This is a genomic window from Protofrankia sp. Cas4, assembly GCF_963555915.1.
In the GTDB taxonomy this organism is placed as follows: Bacteria; Actinomycetota; Actinomycetes; order Frankiales; family Frankiaceae; genus Protofrankia.
Window position 1 is genome coordinate 1 of the sequence record NZ_CAUVXL010000021.1, and the last position, 20,394, is coordinate 20,394.

Here is a 20,394-nt window from a genome sequence, read left to right on the forward strand (position 1 = left end):
GTGAGGGGGTCGGGCTTCTGCCCGGCCCGCAGCTTCTTCGCCGCCGGTATCCCGCTCCCCGGCATTCCTACGGCCGCGAGCATGGCGTTCTCGATCGCCTTGTGGCTGGTCGAGCACACCCCGACCGTGCGGCCCTGCCCGACGAGATGGCGGATCAACCGTCCGGCCAGATAGGTCTTGCCGGCTCCGGGCGGCCCCTGCACGGCCAGGTAGGACCCGGCGAGCGCGTCGACGGCGGCGAGCACCGTGGTGATCAGGTCACCGCCGTACTCGGCCGGGTCGGGTAGACCGACCCGGCCGGCGGGCTGACCGACCAGGCGTGGCGGGCGGCGGCGTAGCAGATCCATCGCCGGGCCGTCGACGGCCGCACGGTTGGAAAGGCCCGCGGCGACGGCGCTGGCAAGCTCCGCGATCGCGGCCGGTTTCGGTTCGGGACGTACCGGGGCTCCGGGCAGCACCGCGATCGGCAACTCGGTGGTGGTCCCGCCGGAGCCGGCCCCGTCGGGCATGGCGGTCTCGCGGATGAGCAGCCGGTCCGGGCCGGCACGCTCGATCTCGCCGTCACGGGTGGTGCCCGCCGCCCCGCCGATCCCCGGGTAGAGCAGCCGCACCCGTTCGCCGTCGGAGTACGGGTGGGTGCCGTCAGGGTCGAGGGTGGCCAGCAGGCCACGTCGGGTTCGGGTGCGCCGCCCGGACGGGACGACCCAGTCCTCCACGACGGTCCAGTCCAGCGGGACGGCGCAGTTGTCGTTCGCCTCCAGCGCCGCCCGGTCGGCGGCGAGCCAGCTGAAGAACTCCCACCACGCCGGTTTGTTCTCGCGCCGGTGGTAGCCGACGGCGGCGGCCAGCAGCGCCCGCGCCCGCTCGTCGTCCGTCCGGGTCGTCGGGTCGTCCGGTAGGCCCGCGACCAGCGCGTCGACGGCCGCGTCAGGATGAGCCGCGGGCGTGGCCGCGGTGTCTCCGGCGTCGAGGCCCGCCGGCCGGTCCACCGCCGCCACGCCCACTATGCCCTGCGCCGCGCGCAGCTCCAGCAGCCAACGATGCAGACGGTGGGTGGATACGCAGTCGACCCGGTTGTACTCGGCGATCTCACCGAGGATGTGGTCGGCGGCGGCGCGCTCGGAGTTCGCCAGGTGCGCCACGACACTCTCGTAGGCGACGATGCTGTCGACCGCGGTCTTGACCTCCGCGCCACGGGCCCCGGGCAGGTACAGCGGTTCCAGATACTTGATCGAGTATGAGCGCTGGGAGATCTTCAGGCTGCGCCGGACAACCGTGTAGAGGTCGACGAGGCTGTGCCCGGCAAGCAGGTCGTCCACCTGCCGTTCGCGGGTGCCGTGCCGGGCCGCCAACCGCTTGAGGGCGTTCGGCTCGTACGGGGCGTAGTGGTAGATGTGCGCCCGTGAATGGTCGGCGAGCCGCGCGGTCGCCCAGTCGATGAACTGTTCGAAGGCGCGTTTCTCCCCGGCGCGGTCGTGCGCCCAGAACGGGCGGAAGACCTCCGCATCCGCGCCATCCGCGCCATCCGGCGGCTGTTGGCCGTCTAGGACTACTGCGCCGAACAGGTATTCCAGACCGGTGTTACCCAGGGCGTACGGGTCGCCCTCCATGTCGAAGTAGATGTCGCCGGGGTCCGGGGCGGGTAGGGACGCGAGCCCGTCCGGGACGACCACCCGGACGGTGACGGTGCCGGTCGGGTCGTCGTCGGTGCGGGTGGCATCCTGGATGACCTGGAGCTCCGCCTGGAGCCGGAGCCCGGCGAAGGTTGCCGCGGCCATCGTCGGTGGACGTTGGTCGTCACCAGCCGCGGCGAGATCCTCGACGGTGGTGATTGCGGCGGCCCGCAGCTTGCGGCGGGAGTCGGTGCGCAGGCCGGCGACCAGCGACAGGTCACGGGCTGCTTCCCGCCCCTTCGCGCAGTGGCCCGCGAACGCACAGGTCGGGCACGCCGGTCTGGGCTCAGCCCAGGAAGGTGCCGGGATCGCCGGCTCGGTCGCGAGCTGCTCGGCCAACCGGATGCGCGCGTGATCGACCATGGGTGCGACGTCGTCGACCCGCAGCGACTCCAGCCGGTCGTCGCCGAGCAGCAGGTGGATGTGCGCCGCGACCTCCACCCCGATTGTCGGCAGCGCCTGGGCATAGGCGGCGAGCTGCAGCACCGCGGCGGGGCGGGCATGCCGGGCGAGTTTGGCGTCGTACGGCTCGTAGCGGCCGGGTAGTGGTTCACCGGTGTGTTCGCTGGTGTGTTCGCCGGTGATCGGATCGAGGTGGCTGGCGATCAGGAAGTCGGGTCGGCCCTGGAAGGAGCCGTCGAAAAGCACGCCCTGGTAGATGACGGCGACGCCGGCAGCGACGGCGTTGCGGGTCTGATCCCTCGCCGCGGCCAGCGCGGTCAGGGTGTTCTCGGGTCGTTCGATCACCCGGACCGCAGCTGGGCCGAAGACGTGGACGAACCGCTCCAACCAGCGCCGCTCGTGGGCCTCACCGTGGCGGACCAGCAGGTCGTCCGCCTCGGAGGTGTTGATCGGCGCGCCGGTGTCGTCAAAGCGCACGCCGGCCGCGCGGGCATGGGACAGCGCCAGCCGGTGCCCGCACTCGAGCGTGTCGACGACATCGCCGGCAGACACGACCCACCGCGCATGTCCACCGGCGACGCCGTCGAATCGCTGCATGTCCCCCCCATCCGCCTGATGCCCACGAACCCCGTAGTCGTCCTGCTCGACCATCCTGCCTCGGCAGTTCGACCATCCTGCCTCGGCCGGTGGCGGCTCAGCCCGGCCGGGTGCCGTACCGGCTGGTGGCGTTCCTGGCCAGCTGGAGTGAACCCGGGTCGGCGGCCAGCTGTTTGCCGTCCATGAAGCTGAACCCGAACAGGCCCGCGGCGGTGATCTGCCGCACGTATTCGTCGGTGAAAATTGTCTGCAGGTCGTTGGTCCAGGTGGCAGCGGTGCCGTCGTCGGGTTTGTAATGCGCAACCATGACCGGGCCGTACCGGCCGAGAATCTGCGTCATCCTGCGGATGTCGTCGACATTGCTTTTCGAGTCCATCGCCTGGAAGCTCTGGAAGTCCGACTGGCGCAGCACGTCGTCGAAATGCCCGATCAGCGAGCGCCCGCCGCCCTTTGCCGGGTCGTCCCAGCGGGCCTGCCAGCCACCCCAGCCGAGTGAGACCTTCGCGTTCGGCGCCATGGAGTGGAAGATGCCCATTGCCGCGATGTACTGGTCCTTCAGCTTCAGGTAGTAGTTGGTCACCTCGGGTGTGGCCGCCCAGGTGTTGGCCTGGCACGGGTAGGTCTGCAGTTCGGTGAACAGCGTGATGTAGAGCGGCGGTCCGTCCGCCGGACCGGCGAATATCTGCGCGAGTCGTCGGGTGTCACCCAGAAAGGCTGATGACAGCGGGTAGTCTCGGCCGCACGCGGAGCCGTACTTGGTCTGGACCGTGGCGACGTGACCTGCGCCACCGAGCCACACGACGAGGTGGATCGCGCGCCGCTCCGCGTATACCCGCGGGATGAGATCCTTCGCCCAGTTCGTCATGAATCCAAAGTCGTTCGGGCTGTTGTACCAGGTCGTGAGCATTCCCAGCTGGTCGGCGATGGGCGATGTCGAGTCGCTGTCGAGAGAGGGACCGAGGCCGAACACGAGCTTTCCGGTCTTGCCGAATACGGCCGGTCGGGGCGATCCGCCGCCGGCGACGCTCGTCACAGCCCCCACCGCCCGCGTCTGGCCGGTTATATCCGGTAGCGACCAGGTGAGGATGCCGGCGAGTGTCGCGAGAAACACAAAAGACGCTTCAAGTGGGCGAAACGACTTCAATACGAACAAGGCGGGCTTCTCCGCGGTTTCTCCCGAAGTGTCCCCCCGGACGGGGGGTAGCGTACATGCTGCCATCGCGCGCAGATGGACCATGTGGAGATCGCCGCTCGAGTGTCCGTGATGACAGCCGGTGTCGGCCGGTAGCGGTTACGGGACGGCAGTGGTTACCGGCCCGTTTCGTCGAAAAGACGCAATTTCGCGGGGCGGCGGCGGTTACGATCTCTTTCAGCTGGCGTGAGCGGGCTGCCCCGGAGGTCGGGGTCCCGGCCGGATCGGTGCGGACCGCTCAGCCTGGCGAGCACTGCTCTTTTCACGCCCTCGGAGGCACCAAGGGCCGCCGGAGGCCGACAACCTCTGGCCGCGGGGGGAAAGGAACGCAGGTGGACCGGACCTCTCTGCAGGTCAACACCCCGATCGGCCAGGTGGTCCTGGCTGGTTGCGGACCGTACGTGGTGGGGCGGGCGCGCCAGTCCGACATCGTCATCGTCGACAGCCGGGTGTCGTGGCGCCACTTCGTGCTGGAATCGGGGGCCGACGGTTGGCAGGTGCGCGACACCAGCGCCAACGGTCTGTGGCAGGACGGCCGACGTGTGGGCAACCTCAACGTGAGTGCGGCGCAGGTCCGCCTCCGCCTCGGCGCCGCGGACGGGCCGGAGGTCGTTCTCATTCCACAGCCGCGGCTGCCGCGGCTGCCACGACAGCCCGTCGGACCGGAGCCCGCCGATCGCCCGGCCGAGCAGCCGATCGTCGGGGACGAGCGCAAGGTCCACCGGTTGCGCCCGGGGCAGGTCACCCTGGGTCGTTCTCGGGACAACGACCTGGTTGTCGACGATTTACTGGCCTCTCGGCACCATGCCCAGCTTCATGTCGGCGCGGGCGTCGGTGGTACCGGTCGGGGCGCCGGCGGCTGGGGCGCGCTGGGTCGGAGCAGTGATCGACATGGTGGCGTCGAGGTCGTCGACCTGGGATCGGCCAACGGCACATTCGTCAACGGCCGGAGGATCACACATGCGCCTGTGGCGCAACGTGACGTTGTCGCCATCGGCCACCATCTGTTTCAGCTTGACGGTGACACGTTGGTTGAGTACTTCGACAGCGGTGACGTGACGTTCGAGGTACAGGGCCTGTCGGTGTGGGCCGGTGCCAAGCAGCTCATGAACGACGTCACCTTCCGGCTGCCGGCCCGGTCACTGCTGGGGGTGGTCGGTCCGAGCGGTGCGGGCAAGTCGACGTTGCTCAACGCGCTCACCGGATTCCGCCCGGCCGATGCCGGCACGGTCCGCTATGCGGGCCGGGATCTCTATGCCGAGTACGACGAGCTGCGCCGCCGGATCGGTTACGTCCCGCAGGCCGATCCTCTGCACAGCCAACTGACCGTCCGCCAGGCCCTGGAGTACGGCGCGGAGCTGCGCTTCCCGGCGGACACCACCGCGAACGAGCGGCGCGCCCGGGTCAGCGAGGTCATCATCCAGCTGGGATTGCGTGACCATGCCGACACCCCGGTCGGTCGGCTCTCCGGCGGCCAGCGCAAGCGGACCAGCGTCGCGCTTGAGCTGCTCACCCGTCCGACACTGCTGTTCCTGGACGAGCCGACCTCCGGCTTGGATCCGGCGAACGACCAGTCGGTGATGGAGGCGCTGCACGGACTCGCCCGGGGCAGCGACGGCGCCGCCACGGCTCCCGGTGCCGGCCGCACGGTGATCGTGGTGACTCACAGTGTGCTTTTTCTTGATCTTTGTGACTATCTGCTGGTCCTTGCACCCGGTGGCCACGTGGCGTACTTCGGGCCGAGCGCGGGTGCGCTGCGATTCTTCGGGAAGAAGGACTTCAAGGAGTTCGTCACCGTCTTCCGGGAACTGGAGGCAACCGCGGGCGCGGTGCTCGCGGCCCGCTTCCGCGCATCGGAGGACTACGTCCCCTCCGCGGTGGTCGCGCCCCTGGTCCGACGGAGTCCTGCGCTACTGCCCAGCGTCGGCCAACAGCCCGTGCTGGCGCAGCTGTCCACCCTTACCCGCCGCTACCTGCGGGTGGTGCTCGCGGATCAGTCCTACCTTCGGTTGATCGTTGTTTTTCCGTTCCTGTTGGGGATCATCCCGCGGGTGATTCCGGCCCGGGACGGTCTCGCCGCGTTGCCGGTTCCAAACCCGGATGCGACCAAGGTGCTGGTCGTGCTGGTGCTGTGCGCGTGCTTCATGGGGATGGCGAACTCGGTTCGCGAGATCGTCAAGGAGCGGCAGATCTACCGGCGGGAACGCACGATCGGTCTGTCGCGCACCGCCTACCTGGGTTCGAAGGTCGTCGTTCTCGCCGTGATCACGACCTGTCAGTGCGTGGTCTTCACACTGATCGGATTACTGGGGCGGATGCCGACACGGTCAGTGCTGCTCGGTTCTCCGCTCGCGGAGTGCATCATCGCGGTGCTCGTGGCGGCGCTGTCGTCGATGATGATCGGCCTGCTCGTGTCGACGCTGGTGGACAACGCCGACAAGACCATGCCCGTGCTGGTCCTGGTCACCATGGGCCAGCTCGTGCTGTCCGGCGGGCTGGTGTCCGCGGTCGGACGCTTCGGACTGGAGCAGATCAGCTGGCTCGCGCCGGCACGCTGGGGCTTTGCCGCCCTGGGCGCGACCACCGACCTCAACAGCGTGGCCAAACTGGGCACGCTGGGCAGGATGGGCCCGCGGGGTGATCCACCGGATCCGCTGTGGGCCCCGAACGCCGCAACCTGGCTCACCGACGTCATCCTCGGCACCTCGGTGGGTGTCGTCGCACTGATCCTGACCGCCTATATGATCCGCCGGATCGAGCCCAAGGTCGGCCGGCGCAAGACGGGCGCGGATCCGCCATCCTGATGCCGCGGATCCGCCATCCGAAGCCGGCGGATCCGCCATCCGAGCCATGCGAATCTGCCATGATGGACGCCGTGGCGGACTCATTCCGAATCGACGGTTCAGTCTTCAACGTGCACCGGTCCCTCCAGCCTCTGATCATCGAAGCACTGGCCGACACCCGTGTCGTCGGCGTCGTCGGACCTCGGCAGGCAGGCAAGTCCACGCTGGTGCAGCGCATCGTCGGTGACTCGCCAAACGGTGTGTACGTCTCCCTGGACGATCGTGACGCCCGGGTTGCGGCGGCGGCGGATCCACGTGGCTTCCTGATGGGACGTCCGGGGCTCCTGGCCATCGACGAGGTGCAGCGGGTCCCCGAGTTGCTGATCGCGTTGAAGGCGGCAGTCGACACGGACGAACGTCCGGGCCGGTTCCTGGTGACTGGTTCCTCGCAGCTCAGCGCCAACCGCGGTGTGTCGGAGACACTTGCCGGCCGGATTGAGCGCTTCGAGCTGTGGCCGCTGAGCCAGAGCGAACTAGCCGTAGCGGGTGCGGTTGGAGCGGGTGTGGTTGGAGCGGGTGCGGTTGGATCGGCTGACACGTTCCTTGACCGGCTCCTTGGCGGCGAACTGCCGCTGGACCAGGTCGGCAAGTTGACCAAGCACGACTATCTGGATCGGGCTGTCGCAGGCGGGTATCCGGAGGCTGTCCGCAGATCAGGGGCGAGGCGAGCCGCATGGTTCGACGCCTATGTCGAGACGGTGGTGGAGCGGGAGGCTCCAGGGGTGTCGGCCTCACCGCGCACAGCCGAACTGCCACGTCTGCTCCGCCTGGTCGCGGCCAGGCACGCCAGCCTGCTCAACGTGGCCGACCTGGCACGTGATGCGGGGCTGCCGGAGCGAACAGTCCATCGTTATCTGGAGGTTCTCGAAGCGGTCTTTCTCGTCCGCCGCTGCCCCGCATGGGCGGTGAACCTCAGCCAACGGGAGATCCGGGCGTCCAAGGTCTTCGTGACCGATCCTGGTCTTGCCGCTCATCTGCGTGGTGCTGACATCACGTCGCTCACGCGCCCGGAACTGTCCCACGGCGCCGACGGCCCGGTTCTTGAGGGGATGGTTTACGCCGAGTTGCTACGGCAGTCGGGTTGGTCGGCGGTCAGACCGTCACTGTTCCATTATCAGGACCGGGCCGGGGCCGAGATCGACCTCATAGTGGAGGACCGGTCCCTGCGTGTCGTCGCGATCGAGGTGAAGGCCGCGGCCGACGTCTCAACCCGCGACATCCGCCACCTCGCCGCCGTCCGCGACCGACTCGGTGACCGTTTCGTCGCCGGGCTGGTGCTGCACACTGGCGCTCGGGCCTTTTCACTGGGCGACCGCCTGGCCGCGGTTCCCGTCAGCGCCCTGTGGGCTCCGAAATGATGAACGACTTACGCTATGGTGTCCTGGATCATCCGGATGAGGAGCTCGCCGTGACAGGCATGACCGGTCAGCGTAAACGGGGGCATGGACGTGGCGCACATCGTCTCGACGATCAACCTTAAGGGTGGCGTCGGCAAGACGACGATCACTGCTGCGCTCGCGGAGATCATGGCGGCGGAGCACGGGAAGCGTGTGCTGCTCGTCGATCTCGACCCGCAGACGAACCTGACCGTCTACATGATCGGCGAGGCGCACTGGAAGGACCTGAACGACTCGGACCGGACGTTGGCCACTCTCTTTCGCGACGCGGTGGAGCCGCGCTCGGCCGGCGGCCTGTTCGACATCGACGCGGCACTGCAACGGGATGTGTCCCCGGTGCGAACAGTCACGCAGGTCGACCTGCTGGCATCCTCGCTTGATCTCATCGACATCCAGGACCGGCTGCTCGCTCCGTCCGGGGAGTTCCTCCATGATCGGGTCGAGCTGCTGGCGCGGCAGATCGAGAAGATATCCGGCAACTACGACTACGTCCTGGTGGACTGCCCGCCGAATCTGAGCATGCTCACCCTGAACGGGCTGAGGATCTCGCACGGCTACATCATCCCGACTGTCCCCGACTTCATGTCGACTTACGGAATCACGCAGGTCCGGTCCAGAATCGCGAAATTTGCCACCGACGTGGGCGTTGACATCCCCGCGATCGGGCTGGTCATCAGCAAGTACCGCTCCGAGGTGACCCTGCACCAGCAGATGGCGGACTACCTCCAACGGACCGGGCAGGACGACGGGCTGCACGTGTTCGGGTCCAGGATCCCCGAGTCGGGTGACATAGCCGCCGCAGCCGAGTTCAACGACTGGGGAACCCTGCGGCAGCGTTACGGCTACAAGGGCCAGTATGACGCGCTGGCCGCGCTCACGGTGGAGTTCATGGGCCTCGTCGAGAGCAGCTGACCTCGGTGCCGCGCAGCGACTGGCGGTCGCGACGCGGCACCGGGCAGGCACGGGTCAGGCCCTGATGATCAGATGTTGGTGATCAAGACGAGGTGATCAGGGCAGGGTGAGGCGGACGACCTGTGGGTCATGATCACTCTGCTGGGTCGCGAACTCGGAGTTCACATGCACCACGTTGTAGCTGTGCGAGGCGCCGGTCAGCGACGACGACAGCAGGATGTGGTCGAGGACCTGCGAGTTGCCCTCGTACACGTAGGTGTAGCGCTCGGCGTCGGACAATGTCGCCGGCAGGTCCGTCAGGCCGGCGGTGTCCAGGGTCTGCACGGGCGCGGAGTAGGTGAAGTCGTTCAGGTCGCCGGCCACCACGATCCGAGCCTGGCTGTCGATCGCGAGGATCGACTGGACGAAGCTCTTCACCACAGCGGCCTGCTGGCTGCGCTGCGTCTCACTGGACAGCACCGGCGGCTGGTAACGGCCAAACAGCGGGTTGTCGCCGCCCTTGGAGTTCCAGTGGTTGGCGATCACGAACAGCGGTTTGGAGTTGACGTAGAACTTGCCGACCAGCGGCTTGCGGCTGGTGCTGAAGGCGGTGTTGGTCGGGTCGATCCGCCCGGGGTTGTAGCCGAGGTTGACCCGGTCGGCGGAGTTGCCGCTGTCGGAGACGCTTTCCGCCGTCGTGGAGTCGCCGGGAGTGCCGGCGGCGAAGGTCAGCCCGATGTCGGTGCGGTAGAGGAGACCGACCCGGATGTTGCCGCCGGGCTCACCACCATCGGAATCGTCCACCGGGTTGATCTGCTGGTAGGTGTAGGTAGGCCCGCCCGCGGCGCTGATCGCGTTGATCAGCTTGGTCCAGGTCTGGTCGGCGGCGACCACCGAACTGTTGGTGGCCCCGTCGTTGTCCTGGATCTCCTCGACGCTGATGATCCCCGGCGCGGCCAGGTTGGTCACGATCTGGCCGGCCAGGCCGTCGAACTTGCTCTGCGGGTCGGTCGGGTCCAGGTTCTCGACGTTGAACGTGGCAACCGAGATCTGGCCCGTGCCCGGCCCCGTGGTGCTCTGCGGGGTCAGCCCGCTGTCCACCCTGGTGATCGGGCTGGTCAGCAGCAGGTGGAAGTTGGCGAACGAGTAGTCGAGCACACCGGCCGCGGGGCCGGAGAAGTGGTCGCCCACGTTCACCCCGGTGGGAACCGAGCCGGCGAGGATGGCGTCGTCGATCACCAACCGCTCCGGGTTGCCGTCGGTCTGGCGCAGCACGATGCCGCCGCGGTTGGTGCGCACCGACGCGTTCGCGCCGTCGTCACCGAGCACCGGGATCTCGTTGTAGCTGTTGCCGGGGCCGACTGCGACCGGGTTGTTCACCTGGACGCGCATGCCCTCCAGGGATTCGTAGAAGTCGATGCCGTCGGTGGCCACGTCGAAGGTGCCCGAGGTTTCGACACTGCCCGTGGCGTCGTCGTCGATCACGGTCGTGGGCGGTACCCGGCCGCCGGTGCCGATCACCGTGGCTGCCGGGACCGTTCTGGTGCCCAGCACGGAGACCGACGGGGAGGTGATCTCAGTGGTGGTCAGGTTCGCCGTGGTGGCCCCGCTCGGCCGGTACTCCGACACGGTGCCGCCGACCGCGATCTCCTGGCCGACGCTGACCGTCGGCGTGCTGGAGGTGTACACGAACACACCCTCGGAGGTGGCGTCGCTCGTGTCCGGGCACGGGTCCTGGAACCAGAAGCCGGTGCTCTTCACCGCGGTGACGACGCCGCGGACGTTCGAGACCGCCTGGGCGTTCAGCGGTGAGATGTGGGCGCTGCCCTGGATGTCGCGGATGCGGGTGGTGTAGCCGGTGCAGGAGCCACCGCCGCCGCTCTGGGAGTTCTGCGGGGTCGGGCTGACCTTGGCGAAGTCGTTCGCGTTGTTGTCGGTGTCAGTCGCCGGGTTGGACCTGGTCGCCGACGTGGTGTTGGACAGGGTTACGGCCGGTGACGTCTCGTAGTCGTTGGCGGCGCCGTAGCCGATGAAGTCCTTCACGCCGGACGCGGCGTGGCAGTTGCTCCCGCAGGTCAACGCGGTGGTGGTGGTGACGAGCGCGACCTTGCCGGCGGTGGCGGACATGTTGGTCGTGCCGGTCGCGTCCGGGGTGGGCAGCGCGACGCCCTGGCTGCCCGCGGACCCGAGCTTGACCAGGTACTTCGAGCCGGGCTGGATCGTGCCGGACAGCGCGGTGACCAGGTAGTTGGTCCCGGACGAGGCGGCGTACTGGGTCGACCAACCGGAGAGGCTGACCGCGGCGCTGCCTCGGTTGTAGAGCTCGACGAAGTCGTTGAGATAGGGGGCACCGCTGTTGCCACCGCCCCCGTAAACTTCGCTGATCACCACGTCGGGCGATGTGGCGAGCGCCGGCACCACGACCGTTGCGGTGTAGCCACCGATGAGGGTCGCGGCGAGTAGAGGCGGTAGCAGGCGCCGCAGCGGAGAGTGGCCACGTGGCGAAGGGCGAGGAAGTGCCATGAACGGGCTCCTGACCAACAATGCGTGGACAACGAAATGAGCCCGTTATCTCTATCGAGTCGACGGTGTTGATTTCTATTGGGTAACGGCGACGATCCGTGGACGCTCGAATGAACTTCTGTCACCGCACGATCGACGCCACGCTGATCCACTTCTACTGTGGTTGATCGTGTTGTCGGATCGCAGTGGCGGGATCCGACAACACGATCAACGTACCGAGTGGGGCTACAGGTGGGGATTCAGGTGGGGATCAGGCGGCGTCGAAGTCGGCCTTCGCGTCGGACACACCCCGGGACCCGACCGTGCACAGCCCGGCGGTGCGCACCAGCGTGACGCGGTCGAGCTCGGCTCCGCTCTCGGCGACCGCGCGAACGGTCAGCGTCGCCGGCTGGCCCAGGCGTGCGGGCGTGACGTCCACCGCGACGAACGAGTACCCGGTGTAGCGGACCCGGGACCAGGTCACCACCTCGGGGGTCTTCACCCCGACGCCCGTCCACGAGTAGGTGTTGACCGAGGCTGCATCGTTCACGTGCCCGGCGTAGCTGTCCGGGGCCGGGAAGCTGTACAGGCTGCGCCCGCCGCCGCCGACCGACAGATAGGTCGTCCCGTCGGTGTCCGGGTGGACGGTCCCGCCGATCGGCACCGCCTTGCTCGGGCTGCCGCCACGCAGCGGGTCGCTGCGCTCATAGATGTGGTTGTGGCCGTTCAGGACGAGGTCGACGCGGTAGGCGTCGAACAGCGGCACCCACTCGGCCCGCACGCCACCCTCGGACGCGTGTGCGTTCGTCGTCGAGTAGGTGCAGTGGTGGAAGAAGACGACGATGAAGTCGACGTCGGGCTGGCGACGCAGGAACTTCAGCCGGGACTTCAGCCAGGACGTCTGGGAGCCCTTGCTGTAGCCGAGGTTCGCGGGGATCTCGTTCGAGACGTCGTTGGCGTCGAGGCTGATCACACCGACGTTCCCGTAGATGAACGAGTAGACCGACGGGCAGGCCTTCGGTCCGTTACCGGGGAAGTCCCACCGGGCGATCTGGCCACCGTAGCCCTCCGGGGAGTACAGCGCCTCCATGTCGTGGTTGCCGGTGGCGACCATCCACGGCACCCGCGAGGCGACCGCTTCGATCTGCCCGAGGTAGGAGTCCCAGATGGTCGGGTTGAAGATGTCGGTGCCGTTGGCACCGGTGGCGCTGACCGGCCTGCCCTGGCCGCTGGGGTCGGCGTATGCGATGTCGCCGAGCAGCAGGTGGAAGGCGGGGTTCTGCTGGGCCACGACGCCGTCGTTGGCCAGCGCATGCGGGCTGACGCCCTGGTCGCCGAAGGCTGTGAACGTGAACGGCTCCACGTCCCAGCGTCCCCGCTGGGGTGCGGTGTGCACCGTCGAAATGGCGCCCGCGGCGGAGGCGGGCTCATAGCCCTTGTGACCCACGCCGTAGTAGTAGGTGGTGTCCGGGCGAAGCCCGTCGAGCTCGACGTGCAGGTAGTACTGATCGACGGGTCCGGCCGCTCCCGGCACTTCCGAATGCAGCGGACGGACCTCGGCCGGGATGCGGCCGGACAGATCGGACGGGTCGGTGCCGATCCGGATGAACGGCCTTCTGACGGGCGTCGGTACCTGCCAGCCGATGCGGATCTGACGGCGGGGGTCGGCACCGAAGGCCAGGTGACGGGCGAAGGGTGCGACCGACGCTCCGTCCGCGGTGGAGTTGGTGGTGGCCAGCGTCGGGCCGGTGCCGGCGGACGCGGCCGAGCCGAGCAGGCTGGGACCGGCGAGGAGGGCTCCTGCACCGAGGGCACCGGCGCGGAACACGCTACGGCGGGACGGGCGCTGAGACATCAGCCATTCGTGCTGCTCGGCCATGCTCATGCGCTCGGCGAGGCGGTCGGGAATCCCCATACGTGGTGTCTTCACGACATGTGACACTTGACTGATCAACTCACGCGACGTGATACCCCAGGTGAATGAATTCCTACGGTTTGCAGCTGAAATGGTAAACATGTCGCGTGAGTTCATGGCCGGGGCGCTGGTGGGATGCCGGTGTTACTGCGATACCGGTGTTACTGCGACACGGTGTTACTGCGACAGCAGCGGGATCAGCGCGTGGATGTCGGCGAGCGCTCGGAGCTGGTCGGTGAGATGGGTGCAGGTCGTCGGTCCGATCATGTCGGCGCGCAGCATCTCGCGGAGCCCCGTCAGGCGCTCACCGACCAGACGGGTGGCACTTGCCGCGGCGGCCGGGCAGTCGGGGCCTGGCAGGACATGGGGTGTCGCGCTGGCCGAACTGATCGTCCCGGTGGCACGGTCGACCGTCGTGTGGACGGCGTATTCGTGGATCACTTTCTGAGTGCCGTCCGGTTCACAGAACGTGTCGCGAAAAAGTCCCTCGACGGTCACAACGCCGAGGTCTGGGCCAGGCACCACGTCGAGCCTGCGCCGACGTCGGATGCTCCCCGGCGGCAGGTCAGGCATCGTGTGCCAGCCCAGCGGATCGGTCGCGTCCGCCAGCTCCGGGGCGGATGGTCCCACGCCGAGAAGGGAGAAGCGGCCTTCTCGGTGGCTCATATCCATCTCGCCGCCGGCCTTCCAGCCCGCGCAGACGTCCGTGGGTGGCATGACCGTGTTCCGCGGCCGTTCCCCGGAGACGCGTGCGATGGCTGATCCAGAGATCAACGTGACCACCGGTACTTCGTCGAGGAGGAGTCCGAGCAGGGTGCCGTCGGCGGTGAGGTGAGGCGCGGCCTGGTCCAGCGCCGTGCGGAAGCCCGAACCGGCACGAACGCCGACCAGTGTGTCACTGCCTGGCATCGCCGGTTCGCAGTGGACCGCGGTCACCAGACGCCCACCGAAGTAGTCGATGGTGACGCGGGTACTCGCTTCGGCTACGAGCTCTGCATCCCAGCCGGTATCACTGGCTGTGCCCGTCTGGTACCTGGTTGCCGGGTTTGCGGTTGGCAGGCTTTTCGTCGTGCGTATGTCGCGGGCCCTGCCGACGAGGACGAGCGGACCTTCGAGTCCGTCCGGACGCAAAGCATCCACCGAGCTGGTTCGACGTACCGAACCCGGGATGCGCGGCGGCGTGCCCGCGGCTGGTCCGACGGTCCCTGGCCACAGAAGAACACTGGTCACTCTTCCAAGGGTTAGCAGCCAGGACGGGCCGACGCACGCTCGAAGCCTTGATCCGGTGCCGGAAGTCGGCAATGTCACGTCCCCCGTGACGCCTTCATGATTGTTTCGCGGTGTTCCCCGACGCGCGGCGAACGTTTCGATCTAGGAGTCTCGTAGCGGGCCGGGCGTCGGCGTGTGCTAGGTCTTGATCACACCGAAGCCCTCAACGTGACCGAAGCCGCGTACCTACAAGAGCGGCCGCCATAGCGACCGATTCCACCTACTGTCGGACGACATTCGGCCGAACGGTAGGTGGTTCCGGTCATCAGGATGGCCTCAACGACCTACGCACCCGGCCCCGTCACCCGGATTCTGTTCACCGGCGGCATCAAAGTAGCCGGGACACACCGTCCGTTACCCGACATCGCCTGCATCGTGTCGATCTCCCCGGCGGCCTCGGCGACCCCGCGGCCGTGACCCAACGTGGTCGGGATGCCGGCGCGGCACTCGGCGACGATCCGTCCGGCGCGGTCACGACGCTGGCCACCCGGGTGCGCCAGCTGGTGTGCGAGAGTCCCGACGACGCGGTCGTCACCACCCCGGTCGGCGCCATGAGGCTGGTCGACTACCTGCCGACCCGGACCTTCGAGCTCACCGTCTCACCGGACGCGCCGACCTACCCGCCGGCCTGAGCGTGGTCTGACACCAGCGCCTCGTAGAGGCGGGCGGTTTTTTCGGCTACCGCCGGCCAGCCGAACTCGGCGACGGCGCGGTCCCGGCCGGCTTGGCCCATGGCTGCGGCGCGTGCCGGGTCGGTGAGCAGTTCGTTGACGGCGGCGGCCAGCGCCGCGGGGTCATCGGGTGGTACGAGCAGCCCGGTCACGCCGTCGTCCACCACTTCGGGGATGCCCCCGACCCGGGAGGCGACCACAGCCGTGCTGCAGGCCATGGCCTCGAGGTTGACGATCCCGAGCGGCTCGTAGACCGACGGGCAGACGAAGACGGTCGCGTGCGAGAGTAGCTGGATGACCTCGGGCTTGGCAAGCATGCCGGAGATCCACACAACACCCTTGCGGACGTCACGTAGCCCGTCGACCAGGTCGGTGACCTCGGCCAGTAGCTGCGGGGTGTCGGGCGCGCCCGCGCAGAGCACCAGCTGAGCCCGAGGGTCGAGCTCGGCCGCGGCCCGCAGCAGCACCGGCACTCCCTTCTGCCGGGTGATCCGACCGACGAAGACCACCGACGGCTGCCCCGGGTCCACCCCGTGGCGGGCCAGGACATCGGTCGCGGGGTCCGGCGCGTATTCGTCGGTGTCGATCCCGTTGCGGATGACGTGGACCTTCGCCGGATCGACCGCCGGGTAGGCCGACAGGACATCGGCTCGCATGCCCTCACTCACCGCGATGACCGCCGCGGCTGACTCGATGGACACCCGTTCGCACCATGATGACAGTGCGTAGCCACCGCCGAGCTGTTCGGCCTTCCACGGCCGCTGCGGCTCAAGAGAATGCGAGGTCATCACGTGCGGGATCCCGTAGAGCAGGGATGCCAGATGCCCGGCAAGGTTGGCGTACCAGGTGTGGGAATGTACCAGGTCCGCGTCGGCGACGGCAGCCGTCGCGGACAGGTCGGCCGACACCGTCCGCAACGCCTCACCCGCGTCCGCGAGCTGGTCCCACGGCCGGTGCGCGCGTACCGCGATGCCGTCCGAGCCCGGCCGGTCGGCCCCCTGGCAGTGCACGGTCAGGTTCACCAACCGGGAGACTTCGCGGGCGAGGTACTCGACGTGCACTCCGGCGCCGCCGTAGACCTCCGGCGGGTACTCCCTGGTCAGCAACGAGACGCGCATTACCTGCCCTTCAGTGCTCCAGGGATTGCGGCCTGCGGGCGCGCGATCTGGCGATCGTCGCGCGCCCTTTGGCCCTTCAGCGCTCCAGCGACTTCGAGCTCACTCGGTGATTGTCACGCCCTTGCCGACGACCGTGACGCCATCGGGGCTGACCGTGAACCCGCGGGCGGTGTCGTGTTCCTTGTCCACCCCGACCTGCCCACCTTCGGGTACCACCACGTTCTTGTCGAGGATCGCGTTGAGGACCACGGCATGCCGTCCGATGACCGTGTTGTCCAGTATGACCGCATTTTCGACCTGCGCCCAGGAGTTCACCCGTACCCCGGGCGACAGGACTGACCGGCGCACCAGCCCGCCAGAAATGATCACTCCGTTGCTGACGACGCTGTTGAGCGCCATGCCGGTCCGGCCCGGTTCCTCGTGGACGAATTTTGCCGGCGGCAGGGACGGGACGTTCGTCAGGATCGGCCAGTGCCGGTTGTAGAGGTTGAACACCGGGTCGAACGCGCACAGGTCCATGTGCGCGTCGAAGTAGGAGTCGAGGGTGCCGACGTCGCGCCAGTAGCCCCGATCCCGTTCGCTTGCTCCGGGCACCTCGTTCTCGGTGAAGTCGTAGACCTGCGCGACACCTTCTTTGGTCAGCATCGGGATGATGCTGCCGCCCATGTCGTGGACGCTGTCGTCGTCGTCCGCGTCGGCCCGCAGCGCCTCGATCAGGACGTCCGTGGAGAAGACGTAGTTGCCCATGGACGCGTACGTCTCATCGGGGCTGTCGGGCAGGCCGGGCGGATCCGCCGGCTTCTCAAGGAAGGCGTCGATCGTCCGGCCGTCCGCACCGGGGCGGATCACACCGAGTTGCCTACCCTCCATTCGGGGCACACGCAGCCCCGCGACGGTCACCCCGGCCCTGTTGGCCAGGTGCTGCTCGACCATCTGGCGCGGATCCATCCGGTAGACGTGGTCGGCGCCGAACACGACCACGATATCCGGTTGATCATCGTAGATGAGGTTCAGCGACTGGAGGATCGCATCCGCGGACCCCGTGTACCACCGGGGGCCGAGTCGTTGCTGCGCAGGTACCGGTGTGACGTAGTTGTCGAGCAGATTGCTCATGCGCCAGGTCGTGGTGATGTGGCGGTCCAGGCTGTGGCTCTTGTACTGCGTGAGAACACAGATCCGCAGGTAGCCTGCGTTGGCCAGGTTCGACAGGACGAAATCGATCAATCGGTAGAGGCCGCCGAACGGGACGGCCGGCTTGGCGCGGTCGGCGGTGAGCGGCGCGAGCCGCTTGCCCGCACCACCGGCCAGCACGACGCCGAGCACTCTTGGCGTTGACATCCCACACCTCCCCGGGGTGGCGATCGATGATCGGCTGGGAATCGATGATCGACTGGGACCGGCAAGGACCGACTTCGGGCGGTCCAGCCGGTATTTTCTGAGCCTAACAACGCGTAGCTAATTGCGATGTTCAACCCAGAAGGCCGCAGGGCCCGTCCCACCACCAGGCCTACGCTGACCACCCTGGACGCACCGAGCCAGACACGAGCCAGACACCCGTCAAAAAGATCATCTGTTGTGATTGGGACAAACCTGTCCCATGATTGTGTTCATGGTGTCATGTCGGTGTCCAGTGGTTGGCGTCCCCGGTCTGGGCCTGTCTATGCGTGCGCTATGCGACTGGTCTTGCGGGATGGATCTTGCGTGGCGGGCCCGCTGCGGTGGGCCTCAGGTGCTGGTCCTGGTCAGGTCGTAGACGGTCGTACCGCCGATCGTTGCCGGGCTGAAATTCTGTTGGACCCACGCGGCGATGGCACTGGCCGGGCTATCGGACTGGCTGCCGCCCATCCCCATCCCCGTGCCGCCGCCGATGAAATAGTGGATCTTTGCCTGGCGGACGTACTCCTGGAACTGCGCGAGAGTGGGTGTGGGGTCGGTGCCGTTGAAGCCGCCGATGGCCATCACCGGGTCGCCGGTCGCGAGCTGGACGCCAGCCGCGGAGTTGGAGCCGACTGTGGCCGCGACCCAGGTGTAGTGCGCAGCATCCGCCTTCAACGCTGCGACCAGCGCGGCGCTTGGCGTCCCGGCGTTGAGCAGGCCACCGATGCCACCCGCGCCACCCCCGAACCTCGCTCCGCCCTGCCGACCGAAGCCGCCGCCCAGACCCCCCGTGCCTCCCTGAGCGGTCGTGCCGCCCGGTGGTTTTCCCTGCGGTGCACCGCCGCCGAAGGCACCACCGCCGCCGAAGGCACCACCGCGGCCGAAGGCGCCACCGCCGCCGAAGGCACGGCCGCCCCCGCCGGGGCCACCGGAGCCCGCGGGGCCGGCGGATGGGATGGCACCACTGTGCGCGACGGAGGCTGTATCGACCGCGTAGGCGGCCGGCCCGGTGACCCCCGCGACGATGCTCACCGCGGCCAGTACCGCGGCGGCGCGGCGAGCCAGCGGTGCCGGCAGCATGAGGGTGAGGATCAGTGCGACAACGGCCGCGCCACCGAGGATGACTACCAGCGGCCGTAGCCACGGATGCCAGGTGGGCGTCCGGTTGAGCAGGACGTATGCCCACGCGGTGGTGGCGGCGAGGGCCGCGGCCAGGATGAGGCAGGCGACGAGCCGGTCACGCCGGCGCCACAGGCTGGTGCCGCCGATGCCGACGACGGCGCCGATCGCGGGAGCGAGTGCGACCGTGTAGTAGGGATGGATGATCCCTTGGGCGAGGCTCAGGGTGAGGCCCGTGACCACGAGCCAGCCGCCCCACAGCACCAGGGCCGCCTGGGTCCGGTCCGTGCGGGGGGCTCGCCAGCCGACCGCGAGCGCGCCGACTCCGAGGATCAGCGCGGCCGGGATGAGCCAGGAGACCTGCCCACCCATCTCGGAGTTGAACATCCTGGTCAGGCCGGTCGCCCCCCAACGACCGCCGCCGGCGCCGCCCATCCCGCCGACGCTGCCGGCCTCGTTGCCGTTGAGCCGGCCGAAGCCGTTGTAACCGAAGATCAAGTTGAGGATGCTGTTGTTCTGGGAGCCGCCGATGTAGGGCCGCGAGCTTGTCGGCAGGAGTTCCACGGCCGCGACCCACCAGCCGGCAGCAACGATCATCGCAGCGCCGGAGAGCAGGAGCTGGCCGATTCTGCGCCGAAACGACGTGGGGGCGGCCAGGAGGTAGGTGAGCGCGAACGCCGGCACGACCAGGAATGTCTGCATCATCTTGGCGAGGAACCCGAAGCCGACGAAGACGCCGGCCCACACGATCCAGCGGGTGCTTGCGTTCTCCACGGCCCGCACGGTCGCGTACGCGCCGAGAACCAGCAGCAGGACGAGCAGCGAGTCAGGGTTGTTGAATCTGAACATCAGCACCGCGACCGGTGTCAGCGCGAAGACCGCTCCGGCCAGCAACGCCGCGCCGGGGGAGAACCAGCGCCGAATCGTCGCACACAGCACGCCGACGGCCGCGACACCTTCCAGGGCCTGCGGGACGAGCATGCTCCACGGGTTGAGCCCGAAGATGCGTACGGAGAGATCCGTTACCCACAGTGAAGCCGGTGGTTTGTCCACGGTGATGAAGTTCGATGCGTCCGACGAGCCGAAGAAGAACGCCTTCCAGCTTGTCGAACCGGCCTGGGCGGCGGCGGAGTAGAAGGCGTTCGCCCATCCGGAGGCCCCCAGACCCCAGATGTAGAGCAGCGCGGTCCCGGTGAGAAGGGTGAGCAGGGCCGGGCGCACCCAGGGCTGGTCGGCTTCCCGGCCGCGCAGAAGACTCCGCGCCCATCGAGCGGGCGACGCCCGGACCTGCGCAGCCGCCGGGCCGACTGGGGCCGGGGGCACTCCGGCCGCCTGGTCCGGAAAGGTTGTGGTCACGTTCGGGTCCTCATCGTCAGGGGCGGGAGTCGACCGGCGGCGGTACCGGCCGCGGAAGTCGCCGTCATAGTG

Annotated in this window: 13 protein-coding genes; 5 read left to right on the forward strand and 8 right to left on the reverse strand. The window is 68.2% G+C overall.

The window, feature by feature from the left end:
* Positions 1-2,726 (reverse strand): TM0106 family RecB-like putative nuclease (locus tag U9979_RS02140; RefSeq protein WP_322778047.1); only part of this gene is annotated, 2,726 nt, incomplete at its 3' end.
* A gap of 43 nt (positions 2,727-2,769) precedes the next feature.
* A complete protein-coding gene (locus U9979_RS02145; RefSeq protein ID WP_322778048.1) occupies positions 2,770-3,783 on the reverse strand; it encodes a hypothetical protein in 1,014 nt (337 codons plus the stop codon).
* A gap of 413 nt (positions 3,784-4,196) precedes the next feature.
* On the opposite strand from U9979_RS02145, the gene U9979_RS02150 reads away from it, so the two are divergent.
* The 3 genes from U9979_RS02150 (at position 4,197) to U9979_RS02160 (ending at position 9,016) form a co-directional block, all read left to right on the forward strand.
* Complete coding sequence (locus tag U9979_RS02150; RefSeq protein ID WP_322778049.1) at positions 4,197-6,668, forward strand: ATP-binding cassette domain-containing protein; 2,472 nt, start codon at positions 4,197-4,199, stop codon at positions 6,666-6,668.
* 71 nt (positions 6,669-6,739) lie between these two features.
* The gene (locus tag U9979_RS02155) at positions 6,740-8,065 is read left to right on the forward strand and encodes an ATP-binding protein (protein ID WP_322778050.1); all 1,326 of its coding nucleotides are present in this window, start codon (positions 6,740-6,742) and stop codon (positions 8,063-8,065) included.
* 90 nt (positions 8,066-8,155) lie between these two features.
* Positions 8,156-9,016 (forward strand): ParA family protein, encoded by an 861-nt coding sequence (locus tag U9979_RS02160; RefSeq protein WP_322778051.1) that lies wholly within the window; start codon positions 8,156-8,158, stop codon positions 9,014-9,016.
* Positions 9,017-9,112: 96 nt separating this feature from the next.
* Here U9979_RS02160 and U9979_RS02165 read toward each other — a convergent pair whose 3' ends face one another.
* From U9979_RS02165 to U9979_RS02175, 3 genes are all read right to left on the reverse strand, one after another.
* On the reverse strand, positions 9,113-11,518 hold the full coding sequence (locus U9979_RS02165; RefSeq protein ID WP_322778052.1) for a lamin tail domain-containing protein: 2,406 nt from the start codon (positions 11,516-11,518) through the stop codon (positions 9,113-9,115).
* A 250-nt stretch (positions 11,519-11,768) separates the two neighbouring features.
* Positions 11,769-13,412: a metallophosphoesterase family protein gene (locus U9979_RS02170; RefSeq protein ID WP_322778053.1), complete on the reverse strand. Its 1,644-nt coding sequence runs from the start codon at positions 13,410-13,412 to the stop codon at positions 11,769-11,771.
* 177 nt (positions 13,413-13,589) lie between these two features.
* Positions 13,590-14,552, reverse strand: coding sequence for a DUF2889 domain-containing protein (locus U9979_RS02175; protein WP_322747984.1), 963 nt, complete (start codon positions 14,550-14,552; stop codon positions 13,590-13,592).
* A 399-nt stretch (positions 14,553-14,951) separates the two neighbouring features.
* Here U9979_RS02175 and U9979_RS02180 point away from each other — a divergent pair, with 399 nt between their 5' ends.
* Together U9979_RS02180 and U9979_RS02185 are read left to right on the forward strand one after the other, a co-directional pair.
* Positions 14,952-15,098: a hypothetical protein gene (locus tag U9979_RS02180; RefSeq protein ID WP_322778054.1), complete on the forward strand. Its 147-nt coding sequence runs from the start codon at positions 14,952-14,954 to the stop codon at positions 15,096-15,098.
* Positions 15,095-15,313, forward strand: a complete 219-nt coding sequence (locus tag U9979_RS02185) for a hypothetical protein (RefSeq protein WP_322778055.1) — start codon at positions 15,095-15,097, stop codon at positions 15,311-15,313. Before U9979_RS02180 ends, U9979_RS02185 begins: the two co-directional genes overlap by 4 nt.
* Here the strand turns inward: U9979_RS02185 and glgA are convergent.
* The 3 genes from glgA to U9979_RS02200 form a co-directional block, all read right to left on the reverse strand.
* Positions 15,298-16,470 carry a glycogen synthase gene (gene glgA / locus U9979_RS02190; protein ID WP_322778056.1) on the reverse strand — a complete coding sequence of 391 codons (1,173 nt, stop codon included), beginning with the start codon at positions 16,468-16,470 and terminating at the stop codon, positions 15,298-15,300. The two genes, U9979_RS02185 and glgA, sit on opposite strands and share 16 nt — an antisense overlap.
* A 99-nt stretch (positions 16,471-16,569) precedes the next feature.
* Positions 16,570-17,808 (reverse strand): glucose-1-phosphate adenylyltransferase, encoded by a 1,239-nt coding sequence (gene glgC / locus U9979_RS02195; RefSeq protein WP_322747981.1) that lies wholly within the window; start codon positions 17,806-17,808, stop codon positions 16,570-16,572.
* A gap of 387 nt (positions 17,809-18,195) precedes the next feature.
* Positions 18,196-20,394, reverse strand: a 2,199-nt coding sequence (locus U9979_RS02200) for an ArnT family glycosyltransferase (RefSeq protein WP_416219238.1), incomplete at its 5' end; no start/stop codon positions are given.